Raw genomic sequence first — 18761 nt, 5'->3', positions numbered from 1 at the left:
CAGCGGCCGCGCCTGCTTGACGCGGGCGGTACGAGGTCGCATCTCAAGGGCGCCATTTCTCTCGAAAAGGGGGCAGGGAGCCCGCCCATGCTGCTCGTCGTTCTCAGCCGGACCTTTGAGCTTGCCCGCGACCGGTTCGGAACGCTGTTCGCCGCCGGCTGGGGCTACATGCTGTTGCTGCTGGCGCTGAATCTTGCGATCAGCGGCCAGCTGATGCCGGCGACGGGCTTTTCCACCGGCTCCTACATGATGGAGCCGCTCGCCGGTGCGGCCGCAGGCGGCGACCGCGAGCGGGCGCTGCGCATCCTGGCGGGGCTCGCCAACATCGCCACCGGCTTTTCCATCGCCGTTGCCTATCTGCGGCGCATCCTGCTGGGCGAGCGGGCGTTTCCGCTCGCCTTCGGTGCGCGCAACCTGCGCGTCGCCTGGAAGCTCTTGCTGCTCGGCGTGCTGTCGGGCGTCTTCTTCGTGCCGATGCTCTTGGTCGCCGGGCTGTTGCTGCCGGTGATCGCGCCGGCCGGCTTCGTGCTGCTGCTGGCCAGTCCGTTCCTGACGGTGATGCTGGTGCAGCGTCTGTCGCTGGTGCTGCCGGCGGCCGCGCTGGACGACCGCATGTCGCTGGGAGACTCCTGGCGCCTGACCGCCGGCATCGGCTGGGCGCTGGTTCTCGCAGCCCTGGCCGTGGCGCTGGTGGCGGGGCTGGTCTCGGGGCTTTGGGTCGGCCTGGTCTGGCTGGTCGGCGAAGCCTTCGTGCCTGCGACGGGCCTTGCCGCGGAGCTGCGCTCGGCGCTGGTGCCGATGGGTGTGATGGTGATCGTCACCTGGCTGTTCGCCTCGCTGCATGCCACCGCCTATGCCCTGACGCGCGAGCGCTTCGTGGAGAGGGTCGGCCTGAAGATCGCGGATGCCGAACATGCGGCCGAACGACGGGCGCAGGCCGGCCGCGATAAGGCCCGCAAGGCGGTGCGTTCGGTCATCGAGAGCCGCTCCCGCCGGGACTGAGGCCGCATCTTCCCTGCCTTCCTTCGCATCCGCAGCACGATCACAGCTTGCCTGGGGCTCCCGCCTGTCGCAGAAGTGGAAGGTCTTTTGAAGGGGGCTCCATGTTTGCAAGGACAACCGCCCGGCTGTTCACCGGTGCGTTCAAGGCATTGTTTTCCGATTTCGACGGGTTCCTGCGGATCGTCTGGGCCTGGTATGCGCTGGTCGCCGTGCTCGGCGTGCTCGGCACGCTGCTCGCCGCCAATTCCGTCGTCGTCATCTTCGTGGTCGCGGGCGTGTGGGTGTGCTCCTCCGCCTCCATCGCCGTCGCCTGGCACCGCAATCTGCTGCTGGGCGAGCGGCCCGGCCCGGTGAACCTCAGCTTCGGCCGGCGCGAGATCGCCTATCTCGGCAAGACGCTGCTGGTTTCTTTGATCGCGGCGGTGCCGCTGCTCGTATTCGTGACCCTGGTGAGCGTGATGGTGAACGGCATGACCAGCCTCTTCATCGCCATGACCGTCGTGGTCGTATTCGTCCTGCCGGCCCTGATGCGACTGTTCCTCATCCTGCCGGCAACGGCGCTGGACGAGCCGCTGGGCATCGCCGAGGCTTTCGCCCGCGGCGAGGGGCTGGGCCTGCCGATGGCGCTGGCCGCCGTCGGCACCGGCCTGTGCATCGGCGCCTTGGACATGGTCCTGTCTGTCGTGGCCAACACGATTGGCGGGGGAGCGGTGTTCGCCGCGATCGCGGTGCTGATCCTGTCGCTGGCGCTGCAGATCGCCATGACCGCGCTGCAGATCGGCATCCTGTCCGGCGGCTACTACATCCTGCGCGAACGCGAGATGCCGCCGCCGGCGGCACCTTCGGCCGACTGACGCGAACGGCCTGCGACAGGGTGACCCGGGCGGCGGCCCGCCCCTTGTTGCAGCGCAGCGCGATCTCATGTTCTATGTGGCGGGCCGCCTCGAACGGTGGTCTTGCCGCGCCGGTCCGGCGCCGGCGGCACCGATTTTCGGACCGTTTCCAGCGTCCGCCAGGACAGGAGATCCCTTCGCATGCTCAGCAACAAGTCCGCACTCGTCACCGGCTCGACCTCGGGCATCGGCCTTGCCATCGCCCGCATCTATGCGGCGAACGGCGCCAATGTGACGATCAACGGGTTCGGCGAGGCCGAGGCGATCGAGAAGGAGCGCGCCGGCATCGAGAGCGAGTTCGGCGTCAAGTGCCGCTATTCGTCCGCCGACATGACCAAGCCGGACGAGATCGCCGCGATGGTGGCGGAGGCCGAGGCGGCGTTCGGTTCGCTCGACATCCTGGTCAACAATGCCGGCATCCAGCACGTTTCGCCGGTGGAGGAATTTCCCATCGAGAAGTGGGACGCGATCATCGCGATCAACCTGTCCTCCGCCTTCCACACGACGCGCGCGGCGGTGCCGGGCATGAAGGCGCGGGGTTGGGGCCGCATCATCAACACCGGCTCGGCGCATGCGCTGGTCGCCTCGCCGTTCAAGAGCGCCTATGTGGCGGCCAAGCACGGCATCGCCGGCTTCACCAAGACCATCGCGCTGGAAGTCGCCCAGTGCGGCATCACCGTCAACGCGATCTGTCCGGGCTATGTCTGGACGCCGCTGGTCGAGCGCCAGATCCCCGACACGATGAAGGCGCGGGGCATGACCGAGGAGCAGGTCAAGCGCGACGTGCTGCTGGCCGCCCAGCCGACCAAGGAGTTCGTGACGGTCGAGCAGGTGGCCTCGCTGGCCCTGTACCTGGCCGGCGACCAGGCGACCTCGATCACCGGCACAATGCTGCAGATGGACGGCGGCTGGGTCGCCCAGTAAAGGCCCCGCAGCCGCACCGCCGGATCCGGATCGCCCGGCCGTCGCGCCGGGCGATGCCGTTCCCCCCATTTCCGACGACAGCCGAGGCGAGCCATGAGCAAAGCTCCCAAGCCGATCAACCTTGCCCTGCAGGGAGGCGGTGCGCACGGCGCCTTCACCTGGGGCGTGCTCGACTGGATGCTGGAAAGCCGCCGGTTCGTCATCGAGGGCATCAGCGGCACCTCCGCCGGGGCGATGAATGCGGTGGTGCTGGCCGACGGCTTCCACAAGGACGGCGAGGACGGGGCGCGCGAGGCGCTGGAAAGGTTCTGGAAGGCGGTCAGCGACCAGGCCTGGCTGAGCCCGCTGCGGCGCTCGCCCATCGACATCATCATGGGGCAGTGGAGCCTCGACATGTCGCCGAGCTACCTCGCCTTCGACATCGCCTCGCGCTTCGCCTCTCCTTACGAGTTCAACCCGCTCAACATCAATCCGCTGCGCGACGTGGTGGAGGCGACGGTCGACTTCGAGGCGGTGCGCGCCTGCGACCGGCTGAAGATCTTCATCAGCGCCACCAACGTGCAATCGGGCAAGATCAAGGTGTTTTCCGACGGGGAGATCACGCTCGACGCGGTGATGGCCTCGGCCTGCCTGCCGCACGTGTTCCAGGCGGTGGAGATCGACGGCGTGCCCTATTGGGACGGCGGCTACATGGGCAATCCGCCGCTGTTTCCGCTGTTCGGCACCACGGGCAGCAGCGACACGGTGCTGGTGCAGATCAACCCGGTGGAGCGCAAGGAGACGCCGCGCACGGCGCGTGAGATCCTCAACCGGCTGAACGAGATCACCTTCAACTCGACGCTCCTGCGCGAAATGCGCGCCATCGAGTTCGTCACCCGGCTGATCGAGGACGGCAAGCTGGAGGCCGGGCACTACCAGAAGGTCCACATGCACCGGATCTCGGCCACCGAGCTGAACCCGCTGCAGGCCTCGTCGAAGGTCAATGCGGAGTGGCGTTTCCTGACGCATCTGCGCGACATCGGCCGCAAGGCGGCGCAGGACTGGGCCGACGAGAATTACGAGGCCGTCGGCACGCGTTCGAGCATCGACCTGCGCGCCGAATTCCTGTGACGCGCGGGCGGCGGGTGATTCGTTTTTCGCCGAAGTGATTCGCGCCCGGGCGGGGTTTTGCAGGCTTCGTTAACGCCGCTTAACCACGGTTTGCGCTTCGCCATGCAGAATGCATTACGGGGCGGTTAGCGACCCGTTAATGACCCCAGTATCTTGCGGTTGTAAGAGGTGTGCGCACCACATCTGCGAAATCAGCGTGCCAACGATTTGGCAAGGGTTTTGCCGCATTATTGGCACGCTGATAGTCAGGTTGTGCGTCGTCAGCGATTGGCGGACGAGGGAAGGCGGCAAATGCGACCCCGCTGTCTTCCTTCGTCCCGCCAGCATCTCATCCGGCCCCGCAAATGCTGCAAGCGCCGGATGACGACTGCCGAAAGCTGCGCAGGGCGCAGAGCTCGGCGGCAACGTCCGGTGATTATTCCCCATTTCCAGTCGCTTGCGCAACCGGCCGGGCCGGCCATCGCCGGTAAAGGTTACCGGGTGATGACGATTCGCGCATTCTGTTTGCCGCCGTCGCTGATCAAACCGAACAGGCGGCGGGCATTGTCGGGATGCAGCCGCACGCAGCCATGCGAGGCGGGGCGGCCGAGATTGCGGATGTCGTTGGTGCCGTGGATGGCGTAGCCGCCGAGGAAGAACACCGAATGCGGCATCGGCGCGCCGTGATACTTGCGCGAGAAGTAGCGGCGGTGCATGCGCCCGGGGCGGAAGGTGCCAATGGGCGTGCGATAGCCGCGCCGGGCGGTGGAAACCGGCCAGTCGTGGATCTGCCGGCCGTCCCTGTAGACCCGCATGCGCTGGTCGGACAGGTCGATGCGGGCGGTGATGCCGGCGGCTTCCGCCTGCCTTGCAAGGCTTGGCGAAAGGGTTAGGACGAGTGCGCAGGCCAGCGCGGCGAAGAGCTGCCGCCAGCGCCGGGGCGCCAGCGCGATATCGAAACGGTTCATGTCACCCCCCAGTTCACCCGCAGTCGGTCAGGGCGTGCGAGGCCGGCCGACTTGCGCGCCGGTCCTCTCGCGCCCTCCGTATTTTCCACAGGATATTAACAGCAGATCCGGCCGAAGCTGCAAGACGGACGAGAGGGGATTACGATTTCCGCTCGTTTCCCGCCGCGCGGCCCTTAAATTGCCCGCTCCACGGCCCTAACTGTGAAACAGGGAGAGGCGCCGGGCCGACGGGAGAGGTTCGAAATGGTGATGATCGCTGCCAGTTTTTCGCGCAAGGCGCGGGCCGGAACACGCGTTGCGGCGCTCGCCGTGCTCGCGCTTGTCGCCGCCGCAGGGCCTGTGCTTGCCGAAAGCGATGTCGAGCGGCTGAAGCGCACCGGCGAATGCGCGGGCTGCGACCTGCGCCTGGCCGAACTGCGCGGGTTGATCGTCGAAAATGCCAGGCTGGCAGGGGCGAACCTGCGCGAGACGGATCTCAAGGAGGCCTCGCTCGTGGGTGCCGACCTTGCGGGTGCGGACCTGCGCCGCACCGAGCTGGAGCGCACGGACCTGACGGGCGCCAACCTGTCGAAGGGATCGATGCGCGGCGTCGATCTGGAAAAGGCGGTGCTGAGCGAGGCAAGCCTTGCCGGCGCGGACCTGCGCAATGCCGACATGATCGAGACCAATCTGGTGGGGGCCGGCCTGCAGGGCGCCGATCTGCGCCAGGCGCTGCTGATCCGCGCCATCGCCTCGGGCGCCGATTTCAGCAAGGCGAAGATGGAAGGCGTGAACCTGGAGCGCGCCAACGTGATGTCGGCGAAATTCGTCGGCACGCGGCTGCCCAATGCCGATTTCGACCGGGTGAGCGCGGTCGGGGCCGACTTCAGCGATGCGGACTTGTCCGGCGCGCATTTCTCCAGCGCCGACCTGACCGGCGCGAACCTGTCGGGCGCCCGGCTCGACGGGGCGTTGATGCGCCGCACACGGCTGGTGGGCGCGGATCTTTCGGGCGCCAGCGGCCTCGACGGGGCGCGCATGGTCGGGGCCTGCGGCGATGCGACGACGAAGCTTCCGTCAGGCATCACGCTCAAGACCTGCAGCGACATGGACGACAAGGAACGCTGAGGCCGTTCGCCGCAAGGCGATCCTGCGCCGCGCATTGACGCGGCGGCGGGGATCGCCAACAAGATCACGGCATGAGCCGACCCGTCCTCCGCTTCGCCCCCTCGCCGAACGGCCGCCTGCATCTGGGCCATGCCCTGTCGGCGCTGCTGAATGCACGCATGGCGACATCGCTGGGCGGGCGGCTGCTGATCCGCATCGAGGATATCGACCGCACCCGCTGCACGCCGGAGCTCGAGGCCGGGGTGCTGGAGGATCTCGCCTGGCTGGGGCTCGACTGGGAGCGGCCGGTGCGCCGGCAGTCCGAGCATTTCAACGACTATGCGGCGGCTCTCGACCGTCTTTCCGCCATGGGACTGGTGCGCAAGGCGTTCCTGACCCGCGGCGAGATCGCGCGCGCGGTGGCGAAGCTGGAGGAGGAGCGCGGGGCACCCTGGCCCTGCGATCCCGACGGGGCGCCGCTTTATCCCGGCGACGAGGCGGTGCTGGGGCCGGAGGAGATCGCCGCGCGCGAGGCGCAAGGCGCGCCGTTCGCGCTGCGGCTCGACATGGCGGCAGCGCTTGCCCGCTGCACCGGGCTGCGTGCCGATCCGCTGTCCTGGCAAGAGCTGCCCGACGACGAGGGCCGGCAGGCGCCTGCGCGCATTGCCGCCGATCCGGCGCGCTGGGGCGATGTGGTGCTGGCGCGCAAGGACACGCCGACGAGCTATCACCTGTCCGTGGTCGTCGACGACGCGGTGCAGGGCATCACCCATGTGGTGCGCGGGCGCGATCTCTATGAGGCGACGGCGGTGCACCGGCTGCTGCAGGTGCTGCTCGGCCTGCCCGAGCCGCTCTATCGCCACCACCGGCTGGTGCCGGGCGAGGACGGGCGCAAGCTGTCGAAGTCGCAAGGCGATACCGCGCTGGCCGAGCTGCGGGCGAAGGGCGTGACGCCGGAGGAGATCCGCCGGCGGGTCGGGCTGGCGCCCTGAACCTCAGAGCCCGAGAAAGGCCATCCACAGCACGGTGGAGACGAGGGCAAGGCCCGTCGTCATGGTGATCGAGTTCGCCGACATCGCATGGCCTGTGCCGTAGCGGTTGGCGAAGAGGAAGGCGTTGATGCCGGTCGGGCAGGCGGCGGTGAGGGTGGCCACCGACACCCAGAGCGGCGGCAGGTGCACCACATGCGCCGCCATCAGGTAGACCACCGCCGGCATGACGGCGATCTTCAGCACGCTGAGCAGCAGGCCGGGCACCAGATTGCCGCGGATGCCGTAGGCGACGATGCTCATGCCGAGGGAGAACAGGGCGACGGGAATGGCCGAACCGGCGATGCGCGACAGCACGTCGGCAAGGACGCCCTCGATCGGCAGGCCGGTCATGCGCCAGACGCCGCCGGCGACGATGCCGATGACGATCGGGTTGGTGGCAAGGTTGCGGGCGATGCCGATCAGCAGTTCGCCCAGCGGTTTCGCCTCCTGGGTGCCGTCGAGCATGGCCGCCCGCTCCATCAGAACGGCGCAGACCACCGTCAGCACCGGCAGGTGGATGGAGATCAGCACGAAGAGCGGCACCAGCCCCTCGTCGCCGTAGATCGCGGTGATCAGCGGAATGCCGACGAGAACCGTGTTGGCGAACCCGGCGCTGATGCCGGCGATCACCCCGGCGCGCGCCTCGCGCCCGAACAGGTGCCGGACGGTCAGCATGCCGATGGTCCAGACCACGGCGACGCCGGTGAAGTAGGAGATCCACAACCCCCAGGGCGACACGCCGCCGAGCGAGCTGGTCGCCAGGGTGCGGAAGATCAGCACCGGAATGGCGATCACGTAGATGAACTGGCCGAGGGCATCGCCGATCTTCGCATCGAGAAGGCCGAAGCGGGCGGCGGCATAGCCGATGCCGATCAGGGCAAAGACCGGCAAAACGATGGAGAGGATCTGGTCGACCATGGAGGCTCTTTCGCACGCCCAGGGTGCGCCGACAAGTCGCAGTCAAGCATGTCCGCCATGTCCGCTTGATTTGCCCGGCAGGTCGGGCACCATGGCAGGCGAGGGGACGCGAGGAGATTCGGCATCATGGTCGGAACGATCGCACCGGAGGGCGAGGCGCTCACCACCGGATCGGCAACCCGTACGGCACCCGGCGACGGCACGGGGACGGCCGCGGGCGAGGTGCCGCAGGTCGACAGGGTGGCGGTGCTGCTGCACGACCTGCGCACACCGCTGGCGGCCATGCGCACGGCGGCGGAGATGATCGGCGCCGATCCCACGACGCAGCGACAGGCCTCTGCGCTCCGAACCCTGGAAATGGCGATAGACGCCCTGCTGTCGATGACGACGCAGGGGCTCGCCGGCGAGGCGCCGGAGGGGGAAGACGCCTGCGATGCGGCCGCCGACATCCTGTCCGTGTGCGAGCTGTTCTCGGCCGAGGCGCGGGTGCGCGGCCTTGCCGAGCGGCGCGACGTCGCCGCCGCGCTGTCGAGCTACCAGGTGGCCGATCCGCTGGCGCTGCGCCGCATCCTGTCGGTGCTCTACGACAATGCCCTGAAATACACCGCCGAGGGCGGGCTGGTGCTCACGGCCCGTGTGGCGGGAGAAGACGGTGCGCGCGAGCTGGAGCTCAGCCTTGCCGATACCGGTATCGGCATTCCCGACGAGGAGCGGCCCCTGCTGTTCCGCGCCAGGCGGCGCGGGGAGCTCGCCCGCGACACGGCGACGGGCAGCGGGCTCGGCCTGTGGAGCGCCAGCCGGCTGGCGGTCGCGCAGGGCGGGAGGCTGGAGCTGGCCGAAAGCTCGCCGAAGGGCAGCCGGTTTTCCCTGCGCCTGCCGCTGCGCCCGTTCGAGGGCGGGGCTGTGCGCGGAGCGGGTGGCACGATGCGCAGCTGGCGCGAGGCGCCGAACATCCGCTGCCTGGTGCGCCGGCGGCTTTTGGTGGTCGACGACAACGAGGCCAACCGCAGGATGATGGAGGCGATGCTCGGCGCCTTCGGCTGCGACACGCTGCTGGCGAGCGGCGGGCGCGAGGCGCTCGACCTGCTGGCGCGCGAACAGGTGGATGCAGTGCTGCTGGACATCAACATGCCCGGCATGGACGGCATCGAGACGCTGGCGGAAATCCGGGCGCGCGAGGGCGCGGGCCGCCTGCCGGTGCTGGGCATCACCGCCGCGACGCTCTCGGCGCGCGAGCGCGAGGGGCTGTCGGGCTTCGACCTGCTGCTGGAAAAGCCGGTGCTGCCGGCGGCGCTGTTTTCCGCCCTCGACCGGGCGATCGCCGGGCGGGCGGGCTAGGTCGCGGTCTCAGAATTGTGCCGGAAACGGCGTCCGTTTCGGGGAATGATCCGCCGGGACGTAGTTCTGCTAGTTCCGCGTGTGTAATCTAGGATTTTAATCTCGTGGTTTCGTCATGTCGATTTCGGGGTATCTTATGGATCTAACTTGCGACTGAATGTATTTGTCGAATTCAATGAATTTATCTGGCGTTATATTGGTCTCATGATATCTATAGCGAACACCAAAATATTCATCATACATGTACCAGACGGTACAGTGGAGCCTTGCGCCATCCTTATGCATAGCAGCAGGGCAACTCCAATAGATTGGCTTTAAATTTGAACCGTGAACAGCCACGTCCGTCCTATAGTACGCCGCCGATCTATTCCCCTCCCCCGGCCCGTAACACGCAGTAATCCCTTTCATTATTTTCTTGTTCGAGGGGTATTTTCTGCAGAGGCGCTCAAATCCCCTGGCTGTTGATTTGTAAAGAATTAATATCCCTGGGGAGTCCGATAATATTACCGTACGGTCACCAAATTCCTCGCTCTTAATTATTAAATTAATTAGTTTCAAGTAAAGTGGATTGTTTTTGCAGCCGAGGGGAGTGGAGGTATTCGCTGGGATCACGGTCGGCTCTACAATTTCCTGCTTGAAAATCGATATGCGATCTATGGGAGCTGCGAAGGCTCGCCCGCTACGGAATCGAACGAATACGGATCCGTTGTTGTCGTCAGAACATTTGCTGAGAATGTAACTCAAGTCCAATTTCGAATTTAATTCTTTCTGTTTTTGAGTCGGTAATTGATATTTATTTCCATCTACAGTCTCGACATTATCTGTTGTTAAGCATGAAAGGAGAGCCAAGCAGAATGCGAACAAACTCAATATAGAAATATATTTTCCGAAGGTTCCAATCATTTTTCGTACCCGGAAGATGTTAGTTCGACGGGAATTTAATGAAAATTTCCAATACTCGCACTTTCGCGTGAAAGAAGCCCACAGCAGCCGATGACAGCTGCTTGTATAGTGCACAGACTCCGGGTCTCAACTCAACCTATCCTCGGAGGAGCGCGAGGGCCTGTCGGGCTTCGAGCTGCTGCTGGAAAAGCCGGTGCTGCCGGCGGCGCTGTTTTCCGCCCTCGACCGGGCGATCGCCGGGCGGGCGGGCTGAGCCGGCGGCTGCGCCCGGCGCAACGCTTCAGATCACCACGATGCCGGTATGCTTGGCCTTGTGCTCGGGCTCGACATGGATCGTCGTGCGGGCGCCCGGCACGTCCTTGGAGATCGCCGCCTCGATGCGGTCGCAGATGTCGTGGGCGCGCTCGACCGTCATGTCGGCCGGCACGACGAGGTGGAAATCCACGAAGATGACATGACCGGCCGAGCGGGTGCGCAGGTCGTGCGCCTCGATGGCGCCGTCGGCGGAGCCGGAGATCACCTCGCGGATGCGGTCCTGGAGGGCCGGGGCGACGGCCTCGTCCATCAGTCCGCCGAGCGATTCCTTCATCAAGCTCCAGCCGGACCACAGGATGTTGAGCGCGACGAGGCCGGCAAGCAGCGAATCGAGCTCGCGGATGCCGGTGAGCATGACCAGGATGACGCCGGCGAGCACGCCGAGCGAGGAAAAGACGTCGGTGTAGAGATGCTTGCCGTCGGCGACCAGCGCCAGGGAGCGGTGGCTGCGGCCGATGCGCACCAGAACGGTGGCCCAGATGCCGTTGAGAACGGTGGCGAGTGCGTTGACGCCGAGGCCCTCCGGCGTGAACTCGACCGGCTGCGGGTCGATATAGTTCTTCCACGCCTCGTGGGCGATCGAGAGGGCGGCCAGCACGATCAGCACGCCGACGAGGACGGCGGCCATGTATTCGGCCTTGTGGTGGCCGTAGGGGTGGTTGCTGTCGGCGGGCTTTGCCGCGAACCAGACCGCGAGAAATGCCGCGACCGCGGAGGCGACGTTGACGATCGATTCCAGCGCGTCGGAATACAGCGCGACGGACCCGGTCCAGCGATAGGCCAGGTATTTCAAGCCGAGAACGGCGATGCCGACGAAGATGCTGGCGAGCGCGACGCGCAGACGAAGGGACATGGCAGGGCTGCCTCGCAGGTCAGGCGGGAGGGAGGTCCCGGTTGCGGCAAAGCCCTAACCGTTTTTTCCGCTCAAGACAAACCCGCGGGGCGCCTTCACTGCATCGCCGCGCCGAGGATCATGCCCGGACGGCCGCCGGGCTCCACCTGCACCAGAACGGCGCAGTGGCCGGCCTTCATCTTGCGCATTTCGCTGGCCGGAAGGCGGTAGGTGGCCGGGCCGCCTTCCCACATGCCGACGGCGCGGATGCCGCGCACGACGTGGTGATAGGTGACCTTGCGGCCGCTGTTTTCGCCGCGGCCGATTTCCACCTGCACCGGGCGGGAGACGAAGACGAAATAGATGGTCGCCATCTTCACCGAGGCCGGAAGCTGGCCGTCGACGCGGACCTCCAGCAGGTCGCCGGCCATCTCCAGATCGACGCTGACCGGCAGCGCCGTCTGCTTGTCCAGCTCGGTTTCCAAGGCACGGCGGTCGCTGCCGACCACATGGCCCTTGCCGTTGACGATGATCTGCGGCGTGTAGACCGCCCGGTCGCCGCGCGCTTCGGCATAGGCGCGCTGGCGGGCGCTGAAATCCGGCGAGGCCAGCGTGTCGCGCCAGCCGAGATAATCCCAGTAGTCCACAGGATAGGTGAGGGTGACGAGATCGCCCCGGCGGGCAAGGTCGCCCATCAGCTTGTCGGCCGGCGGGCAGGACGAGCAGCCCTGGCTGGTGAACAGCTCGACGACGGCGCGCTGCTCGCCCGCCTGCGCGGCCGGAAGCGCCGCGGCGAGCGACAGGAAAACAGACAGGATGAGGTGTGCCGGTGCCCGCATCGGGGATTCTGACCATTCTCGTGAGTGGGACCGCGACGGTCGCCGCAGCCTGAGCGCCCCGACAATAGGTTGCGTCGCGGGCGAAGGCCACTCACGAGGGCTTGAAATCACGCAATCGGGATTGGCTGTGCGCGCGGTCAGCCGTTGGGGCTCGCCAGCACCTGTTCGAGCTGCGGCAGGAAGACGGTGCGGTAGCTTTCTTCCGACAGCGGGCCGATGAACTTGTAGCGGATGGTGCCGGCGGCATCGACGATGAAGGTCTCCGGAACGCCGTAGACGCCCCACTCGATGGCGGCGCGGCCGTTCTCGTCGGCGCCGACACGCTCATACGGATTGCCGAGCGTGCCGAGGAAGCGACGGGCATTCTCCGCCTTGTCCTTGTAGTTGATGCCGATCATCTGCGCCTTGCCGGAGCGGGCGAGCTCCTCCAGCAGCGGGTGCTCCTGGCGGCAGGGCACGCACCAGGATGCGAAGATGTTGACGACGCTGACCTTGCCGAGCAGGTCGGCGCGCGACACGCCGGGGACGGGCGCGCCGCCGTCGACGAGATCGGGAACCGGAGGCAGCGAGAACTCCGGTGCGGGCTTGTCGATCAGTGCGGAAGGAACCTGCGAGGTGTCCTTGCCGCTGAGCAGCTGCACCAGGAACAGCACGGCGAGCAGGCCGAAGACGATCAGCGGCAGCAGGGCCAGCAGCGGAATGCGGCGGCGCGGCGCGGCGCCCTCCGGCTGGCCGCCGGTTTCGGGTCCGGTTTCGATTTCGGTGCTCATCCGCGTTCTCCGGAGGAAGCGGCGCCCGAGCGGCGGCGCACGCCATCCGCCTCGAGCTTCGCCAGCGAGGCGGTCAGGCTCTTGCGGTCGGCGGCGAGCCAGACGAACAGGCCGGCAATGGTCGCCAGCGTGATCGCGTAGCAGGCGAGGATGAAGCCCGCATGGGGCCCGAGGTCGAGAAACTCGGTCATTCGGCGGCCTGGGGTCTGGCGGAGGCGACGCGGGCGCTGGCAGCGCCCAGCTGCAGCGTGCGCAGGCGGCGGCGCAGGATCTCGTTGCGCATCGCCATCAGGTGCATGACGAGGAACAGCAGGGTGAAGGCCAGCGCCATGGTCAGCAGCGGCCAGAGGATCGTCGGGTGGATGGCCGGGCCGTCCAGCCGCATGACGCTGGCGGGCTGGTGCAGCGTGTTCCACCAGTCGACGGAGAACTTGATGATCGGCAGGTTGATGGCGCCGACCAGCGTGAGAACCGCCGCAGCCTTGCCGGCGCGGATCGGGTCTTCCATCGTCCGCCACAGGGCGATCAGCCCCAGATACATGACGAAGAGCACCAGAACCGAGGTCAGGCGCGCGTCCCAGACCCAGTACGTGCCCCACATCGGCTTGCCCCAGAGCGAGCCGGTGACCAGCGACAGGAAGGTGAAGGCCGCGCCGATGGGGGCGGCGGCGCGCGCCGAGACGTCGGCGAGCGGATGCTTCCACACCAGAGTGCCGAGCGCGGAAATCGCCATGATCGAGTAGCACATCATGGCCAGCCAGGCGGCGGGCACGTGCAGGAACATGATCTTGACCGTGGCGCCCTGCTGGTAGTCGTCGGGCGCGACGAAGAAGGTCATGTAGAGCCCGGCGGCGAAGGCGAGCACGCAGGCGCCCGCCAGCCACGGCAGAAGCCGGCCGGAGAACGACATGAAGCGCGTCGGGTTGGCAAGATCCATCAATCCCATGGACCTGTTCTAATGTCGCAGGGGCCGGCTTTCAATCGGGGAGAATGCGACACCTTTGCGCGGGCGTCAGTCGGCCGAGAACCGCAGGCCTGCCGCTGCGGCAAACGGGCCGACCACGGCGGTGATCAGCGTCACCGCGCAAAGGTAGAGGAACGGCGCCATGAAGGGGGCGGGCTCGGAGACCGCCGCGCCGGCCGCGCTGACCCCGAAGATCAGCACCGGAATGGAGAAGGGCACGACGAGGACGGCGAGCAGCAGCCCGCCGCGGCGCAGGCTGACGGTGAGCGCGGCGCCGACCGCGCCGATCAGCGTCAGCGCCGGGGTGCCGAGGGCCAGCGTCAGCGTCACTGCGCCGATGGCCAGCGGCTCCAAATTGAGGAAGATCGCCAGGACAGGTGCGGCGGCGACCAGCGGCAGGCAGGTGCCGGCCCAGTGGGCGAGGCACTTGATCAGCACGACGATCTCCAGCGGCCGGCCGGCCATCAGCAAAAGGTCGAGCGAACCGTCGTCGCGGTCGGCCTGGAACAGTCGGTCGAGGCCGAGCAGGGTGGCGAGCAGGGCGCCGATCCACAGCACGGCGGGGCCGATGCGGGCGAGCAGGTTGAGATCCGGGCCGACGCCGAAGGGAATGACCGTGACGACGGCGAGGAAGAACAGTACGCCGATCAGCGCGCCGCCGCCCGAGCGCAGCGACAGGCGCAGCTCGCGGGAGAACAGTGCGGCCACCCAGCCGCGCGGACGGTCGGCCGCGCTCATGCCGGGACCTCCGCAGCCATCGCATCCGGCGCCTCGAGATGCAGCTTCAGCAGCCCGTCCAGGCCGAGCGGCTGGTGCGTCGCAGCGATGACGATGCCGCCGGCGGCGACATGATCGCGCATCAGTCCGGTCAGTTGCGCCTCCGAGGCGGCATCGAGCGCGGCGGTCGGCTCGTCGAGCAGCCAGACGGGACGGGGAATGGTGAGAAGCCGGGCGAGCGCCAGCCGGCGCCGCTGGCCGGCGGACAGGTAGGCTGCCGGCAGCTCCGCCGCGTGGCCGATGCCGAGCAACTCCAGCGCCTCGTCGGGGCCGCGCGGGGGCAGGCCGCCGAGGGCGGGCAGGCCGGCGAGGAAATCGCGCCAGAAGGCGAGGTTCTCGACGACGGACAAGGCCGGCTTCACCGCGTCGAGATGGCCGGCATAGTGGCAGTGCTCGAAAGGTTCGGCTTCCGCCTCGCCGCCCTCTGTCCGGATCGCGCCCTCAGCGGGTGGCACCAGGCCGGCCAGGACGCGCAGCAGGCTGGACTTGCCGACGCCGTTCGGTCCGGTGACGACCATGGCCTCGCCGCTGGAGATCGCGAGCGACAGGCCGGCGAAGACCCTGCGGCCTCCGCGGTCGCAGGCAAGCTGTTCGGCAAGAAGACGCATCGGCCCCGGATCTGCTGCAGGCGCCGGGCGGTGGATGGCCGGCTGCTGCGGTTTTTCGCGTCCGGACGGCGCGTGCGTCCGGCAGGACGAGGCATGGCATGCAGGCCAGCGGCGATCAAGCGGCAATGCGTCGCTGCCGGCCCCTGGCAGGGTTCGCCATACCGCCATATTGACGAGAGGGATCGCACCGCTAACCGCTGGCACCGCGCGCGGAAATTCGCTATACGGGCGCCAACCCGCACGCGGACACGCTCGAGTGTCCGCCGACGCGAGACGGCAAACCCGGCCGGCGGCGTATCCCAAGACGACGCCTTTCGCCGGGAATGCGAATTCTCCGGGCGACAGGCGGCCGTGGGGCCGCATCCGCCCGAGGACAACAAGGGGACCGCCAGCGTGACCAAATCACTCGACAGTTTCAAGGCCAGGAAGACGCTCCAGGTCGGAGACAAGACCTACACCTATTTCTCCCTGCCCGAGGCGGAGAAGAACGGCCTGGAGGGCGTGTCCCGGCTCCCCTATTCGCTGAAGGTCGTGCTGGAGAACCTCCTGCGCTTCGAGGACAACCGCACGGTGACCGCGGACGATATCCGCGCCGTCGCCAAGTGGCTGGTCACCCGCACCTCCGAGCATGAGATCTCCTACCGTCCGGCGCGCGTCCTGATGCAGGACTTCACCGGCGTTCCGGCCGTGGTGGACCTTGCCGCCATGCGCGATGCGGCTGTGAAGCTCGGCGGCGACCCGAAGAAGGTCAACCCGCAGGTGCCGGTCGACCTGGTCATCGACCACTCGGTGATGATCGACTATTTCGGCACCCAGGACGCCTTCACCAAGAACGTCGAGCTGGAGTACCAGCGCAACGGCGAGCGCTACGAGTTCCTGCGCTGGGGTCAGTCGGCCTTCGACAACTTCCGCGCCGTGCCGCCGGGAACCGGCATCTGCCACCAGGTCAACCTGGAGTATCTCGGCCAGACCGTGTGGACCAAGGACGAGGACGGCGAGACGCTGGCCTATCCGGACACGCTGGTGGGCACCGACAGCCACACGACGATGGTCAACGGCATGGCCGTTCTGGGCTGGGGCGTCGGCGGCATCGAGGCCGAGGCCGCCATGCTCGGCCAGCCGATCTCCATGCTGATCCCCGAGGTCATCGGCTTCAAGCTGACCGGCAAGCTCAGCGAAGGCATCACCGCCACCGACCTGGTGCTGCGCGTCGTCGAGATGCTGCGCAAGAAGGGCGTTGTCGGCAAGTTCGTGGAGTTCTACGGCCCGGGCCTCGACAACCTGAGCCTCGAGGACGCCGCGACCATCGCCAACATGGCGCCGGAATACGGCGCGACCTGCGGCTTCTTCCCGGTCGACGAGGACACGCTGGAATACCTGCGCTCGACGGGCCGCGATGCCGACCGCGTCGCGCTGGTCGAGGCCTATGCCAAGGCGCAGGGCATGTTCCGCACCTCCGACGCTGCCGAGCCGGTCTTCACCGACACGCTCGAGCTCGACATCTCCACCGTCGTGCCCTCGCTCGCCGGCCCGAAGCGTCCGCAGGACCGCGTCGCCCTCGACGAGGCGGCCGAGAAGTTCGCCGTCGCACTGCGCGAGATCAAGGGCGGCGGCAAGGATCCGTCGACCGTTCCGGCCTCGACCGGCGAATCGCGCTTCGTCGATGAAGGCGCCACCGGCGTCACCGGCAAGGCCCGCCAGCGCTACGACGTGAACGGCAAGTCGCACGGCCTGGCCGATGGCGACGTGGTGATCGCCGCGATTACCTCCTGCACCAACACCTCGAACCCGTCGGTGCTGATCGGTGCCGGTCTCGTCGCCCGCAACGCGCTGAAGAAGGGCCTGAAGGTCAAGCCGTGGGTGAAGACCTCGCTGGCTCCCGGCTCGCAGGTGGTCACCGACTACCTGAAGCGCGCCGGCGTGCAGGACGATCTCGACGCGCTGGGCTTCAACCTGGCCGGCTATGGCTGCACCACCTGTATCGGCAACTCCGGTCCGCTGGACCCGGCGATTTCCGAGGCGGTCAACGAGAACGACCTGGTGGTCTGTTCGGTGCTGTCGGGCAACCGCAACTTCGAGGGCCGCGTCAATCCGGACGTGCGGGCGAACTACCTCGCCTCGCCGCCGCTGGTCGTCGCCTACGCGATTGCCGGTTCGATGGACATCAACGTCGCCGAAGATCCGCTCGGCGAGGACCAGGACGGCAACCCGGTCTACCTGAAGGACATCTGGCCGACCAACCAGGAGATCACCGACCTGATCCGCTCCTCGATCACCGAGGAGATGTTCCGCGAGCGCTATTCGGACGTCTTCAAGGGCGACGAGCACTGGCAGGGGATCAAGGTCGAGGGCGGCATGACCTACAAGTGGCCGATGAACTCGACCTACGTGGCCAACCCGCCGTATTTCGAAGACATGACCATGGAGCCGAAGCCGCTCGAGGATATCGAGAGCGCCGCGGTCCTGGGCCTGTTCCTCGACTCCATCACCACCGACCACATCTCGCCGGCCGGCTCGATCAAGGCGGAGGCGCCCGCCGGCGTCTATCTGCTCGAGCATCAGGTCGCCAAGAAGGACTTCAACTCCTACGGCGCCCGTCGCGGCAACCACCATGTGATGATGCGCGGCACCTTCGCCAACATCCGCATCAAGAACCAGATGGTGCCGGGCGTCGAAGGCGGCGTCACCATGAAGGACGGCGAGCAGAAGTGGATCTACGACGCGGCGATGGACTACAAGGAGGCGGGCACGCCGCTCGTCATCTTCGCCGGCAAGGAATACGGCACCGGCTCGTCGCGTGACTGGGCCGCCAAGGGCACCCGCCTGCTCGGCGTTCGCGCCGTGATCGCCCAGTCCTTCGAGCGTATCCATCGCTCGAACCTGGTCGGCATGGGCGTGCTGCCCTTCACCTTCAAGGACGGCGAGAGCTGGCAGTCGCACGGCATCACCGGCACCGAGAAGGTGACGATCAAGGGCGTCGCCGATCTCAAGCCGCGCCAGATGGTCGACATCCTGGTCGAGTTCGCCGACGGCACGACCAAGACCATCGAAGTGCTGTGCCGCATCGATACGGTCGACGAGCTGGAATACGTTCGCGCCGGCGGCATCCTGCATTACGTGCTGCGCAACCTCGTCACGTCTTGATCTGCAGGAACGCACTCTGACGGCCGTCTAGTGCGGTTTTCTGCGCTTCCGGTGCTCACGTACCTTACGTACGCTGCGCTCCGGTTCTCGAAAACCACACCATCCGGCTCGCCAGAGCGCGTTCCCCGGACACTGTGATCCGAAAAGAAAGGGCCGGCATTGCCGGCCCTTTTGCTTTTGGGGAGGTTGATGCCTTTCCTCGCGCCGTCCGGTAGGACGAGAGGAGAGGGCCGTGCTTGCGTGAGGCGAGACGGCCTTGGCCACTTCCTGCGCTGTCACGCCTGCGAAGGCAGGCGTCCAGTATCCGCCGGGGCGGATGACGGCGCGCAGGCAGCGACCTGCGGCCTTGCGGCGGCAACT

General features: G+C 67.0%; 18 protein-coding genes. 8 read left to right on the top strand and 10 right to left on the bottom strand.

The genetic code is table 11. The features are described 5' to 3' along the window. Positions 1-87 precede the first annotated feature (87 nt). From BBX35_RS20585 to BBX35_RS20570, 4 genes are all read left to right on the top strand, one after another. Positions 88-1002 carry a hypothetical protein gene (locus BBX35_RS20585; RefSeq protein ID WP_067224201.1) on the top strand — a complete coding sequence of 305 codons (915 nt, stop codon included), beginning with the start codon at positions 88-90 and terminating at the stop codon, positions 1000-1002. Positions 1003-1103: 101 nt separating this feature from the next. Then, positions 1104-1856, top strand: coding sequence for a hypothetical protein (locus BBX35_RS20580; protein ID WP_067224200.1), 753 nt, complete (start codon positions 1104-1106; stop codon positions 1854-1856). A gap of 180 nt (positions 1857-2036) precedes the next feature. After that, entirely contained in the window at positions 2037-2819 is a 783-nt protein-coding gene (locus tag BBX35_RS20575; RefSeq protein ID WP_067224198.1) for a 3-hydroxybutyrate dehydrogenase, read from the top strand. 93 nt (positions 2820-2912) lie between these two features. Then, a complete protein-coding gene (locus tag BBX35_RS20570; RefSeq protein WP_067224197.1) occupies positions 2913-3929 on the top strand; it encodes a patatin-like phospholipase family protein in 1017 nt (338 codons plus the stop codon). Positions 3930-4402: 473 nt separating this feature from the next. On the opposite strand, the gene BBX35_RS20565 is transcribed toward BBX35_RS20570, so the two are convergent. Then, positions 4403-4876, bottom strand: a complete 474-nt coding sequence (locus BBX35_RS20565) for a L,D-transpeptidase (RefSeq protein WP_083206495.1) — start codon at positions 4874-4876, stop codon at positions 4403-4405. Positions 4877-5119: 243 nt separating this feature from the next. On the opposite strand from BBX35_RS20565, the gene BBX35_RS20560 reads away from it, so the two are divergent. Then, a complete protein-coding gene (locus BBX35_RS20560; RefSeq protein ID WP_208979898.1) occupies positions 5120-5983 on the top strand; it encodes a pentapeptide repeat-containing protein in 864 nt (287 codons plus the stop codon). Between the two features lie 71 nt (positions 5984-6054). Continuing rightward, positions 6055-6954 carry a tRNA glutamyl-Q(34) synthetase GluQRS gene (gene gluQRS / locus BBX35_RS20555; RefSeq protein ID WP_067224195.1) on the top strand — a complete coding sequence of 300 codons (900 nt, stop codon included), beginning with the start codon at positions 6055-6057 and terminating at the stop codon, positions 6952-6954. Positions 6955-6957: 3 nt separating this feature from the next. Here the strand turns inward: gluQRS and BBX35_RS20550 are convergent, their stop codons facing one another. Continuing rightward, entirely contained in the window at positions 6958-7911 is a 954-nt protein-coding gene (locus BBX35_RS20550) for an AEC family transporter (RefSeq protein WP_067224193.1), read from the bottom strand. A gap of 126 nt (positions 7912-8037) precedes the next feature. Between BBX35_RS20550 and BBX35_RS20545 the strand changes: the two genes are divergently transcribed. After that, complete coding sequence (locus BBX35_RS20545; RefSeq protein WP_067224192.1) at positions 8038-9249, top strand: ATP-binding response regulator; 1212 nt, start codon at positions 8038-8040, stop codon at positions 9247-9249. 96 nt (positions 9250-9345) lie between these two features. Here the strand turns inward: BBX35_RS20545 and BBX35_RS23725 are convergent, their stop codons facing one another. The 8 genes from BBX35_RS23725 to ccmA form a co-directional block, all read right to left on the bottom strand. Further along, positions 9346-10152, bottom strand: coding sequence for a hypothetical protein (locus BBX35_RS23725; protein ID WP_171901501.1), 807 nt, complete (start codon positions 10150-10152; stop codon positions 9346-9348). A 280-nt stretch (positions 10153-10432) separates the two neighbouring features. Then, on the bottom strand, positions 10433-11320 hold the full coding sequence (locus BBX35_RS20540; protein WP_067224190.1) for a cation diffusion facilitator family transporter: 888 nt from the start codon (positions 11318-11320) through the stop codon (positions 10433-10435). Positions 11321-11415: 95 nt separating this feature from the next. Then, entirely contained in the window at positions 11416-12138 is a 723-nt protein-coding gene (locus BBX35_RS20535) for a DUF1223 domain-containing protein (protein ID WP_067224188.1), read from the bottom strand. Between the two features lie 137 nt (positions 12139-12275). Beyond that, entirely contained in the window at positions 12276-12908 is a 633-nt protein-coding gene (locus BBX35_RS20530) for a DsbE family thiol:disulfide interchange protein (protein ID WP_067224186.1), read from the bottom strand. After that, positions 12905-13099, bottom strand: a complete 195-nt coding sequence (gene ccmD / locus BBX35_RS20525; RefSeq protein WP_067224185.1) for a heme exporter protein CcmD — start codon at positions 13097-13099, stop codon at positions 12905-12907. The genes BBX35_RS20530 and ccmD overlap by 4 nt, the downstream gene beginning before the upstream one ends. Continuing rightward, on the bottom strand, positions 13096-13854 hold the full coding sequence (locus BBX35_RS20520; RefSeq protein ID WP_067224183.1) for a heme ABC transporter permease: 759 nt from the start codon (positions 13852-13854) through the stop codon (positions 13096-13098). The genes ccmD and BBX35_RS20520 overlap by 4 nt, the downstream gene beginning before the upstream one ends. Before the next feature lie 66 nt (positions 13855-13920). Further along, complete coding sequence (gene ccmB, locus BBX35_RS20515; protein ID WP_067224768.1) at positions 13921-14580, bottom strand: heme exporter protein CcmB; 660 nt, start codon at positions 14578-14580, stop codon at positions 13921-13923. Positions 14581-14606: 26 nt separating this feature from the next. Beyond that, positions 14607-15257, bottom strand: coding sequence for a heme ABC exporter ATP-binding protein CcmA (gene ccmA, locus BBX35_RS20510; protein WP_067224182.1), 651 nt, complete (start codon positions 15255-15257; stop codon positions 14607-14609). A 393-nt stretch (positions 15258-15650) separates the two neighbouring features. Between ccmA and acnA the strand changes: the two genes are divergently transcribed. Beyond that, positions 15651-18401: an aconitate hydratase AcnA gene (gene acnA / locus BBX35_RS20505; RefSeq protein WP_067224767.1), complete on the top strand. Its 2751-nt coding sequence runs from the start codon at positions 15651-15653 to the stop codon at positions 18399-18401. The last annotated feature ends 360 nt before the right edge of the window (positions 18402-18761 follow it).

It is taken from the genome of Stappia indica (assembly GCF_001696535.1).
Classification (GTDB): domain Bacteria; phylum Pseudomonadota; class Alphaproteobacteria; order Rhizobiales; family Stappiaceae; genus Stappia; species Stappia indica.
The sequence above is the reverse complement of the archived record's forward strand: the minus strand, read 5'-3'. Positions and strand labels throughout refer to the sequence as shown.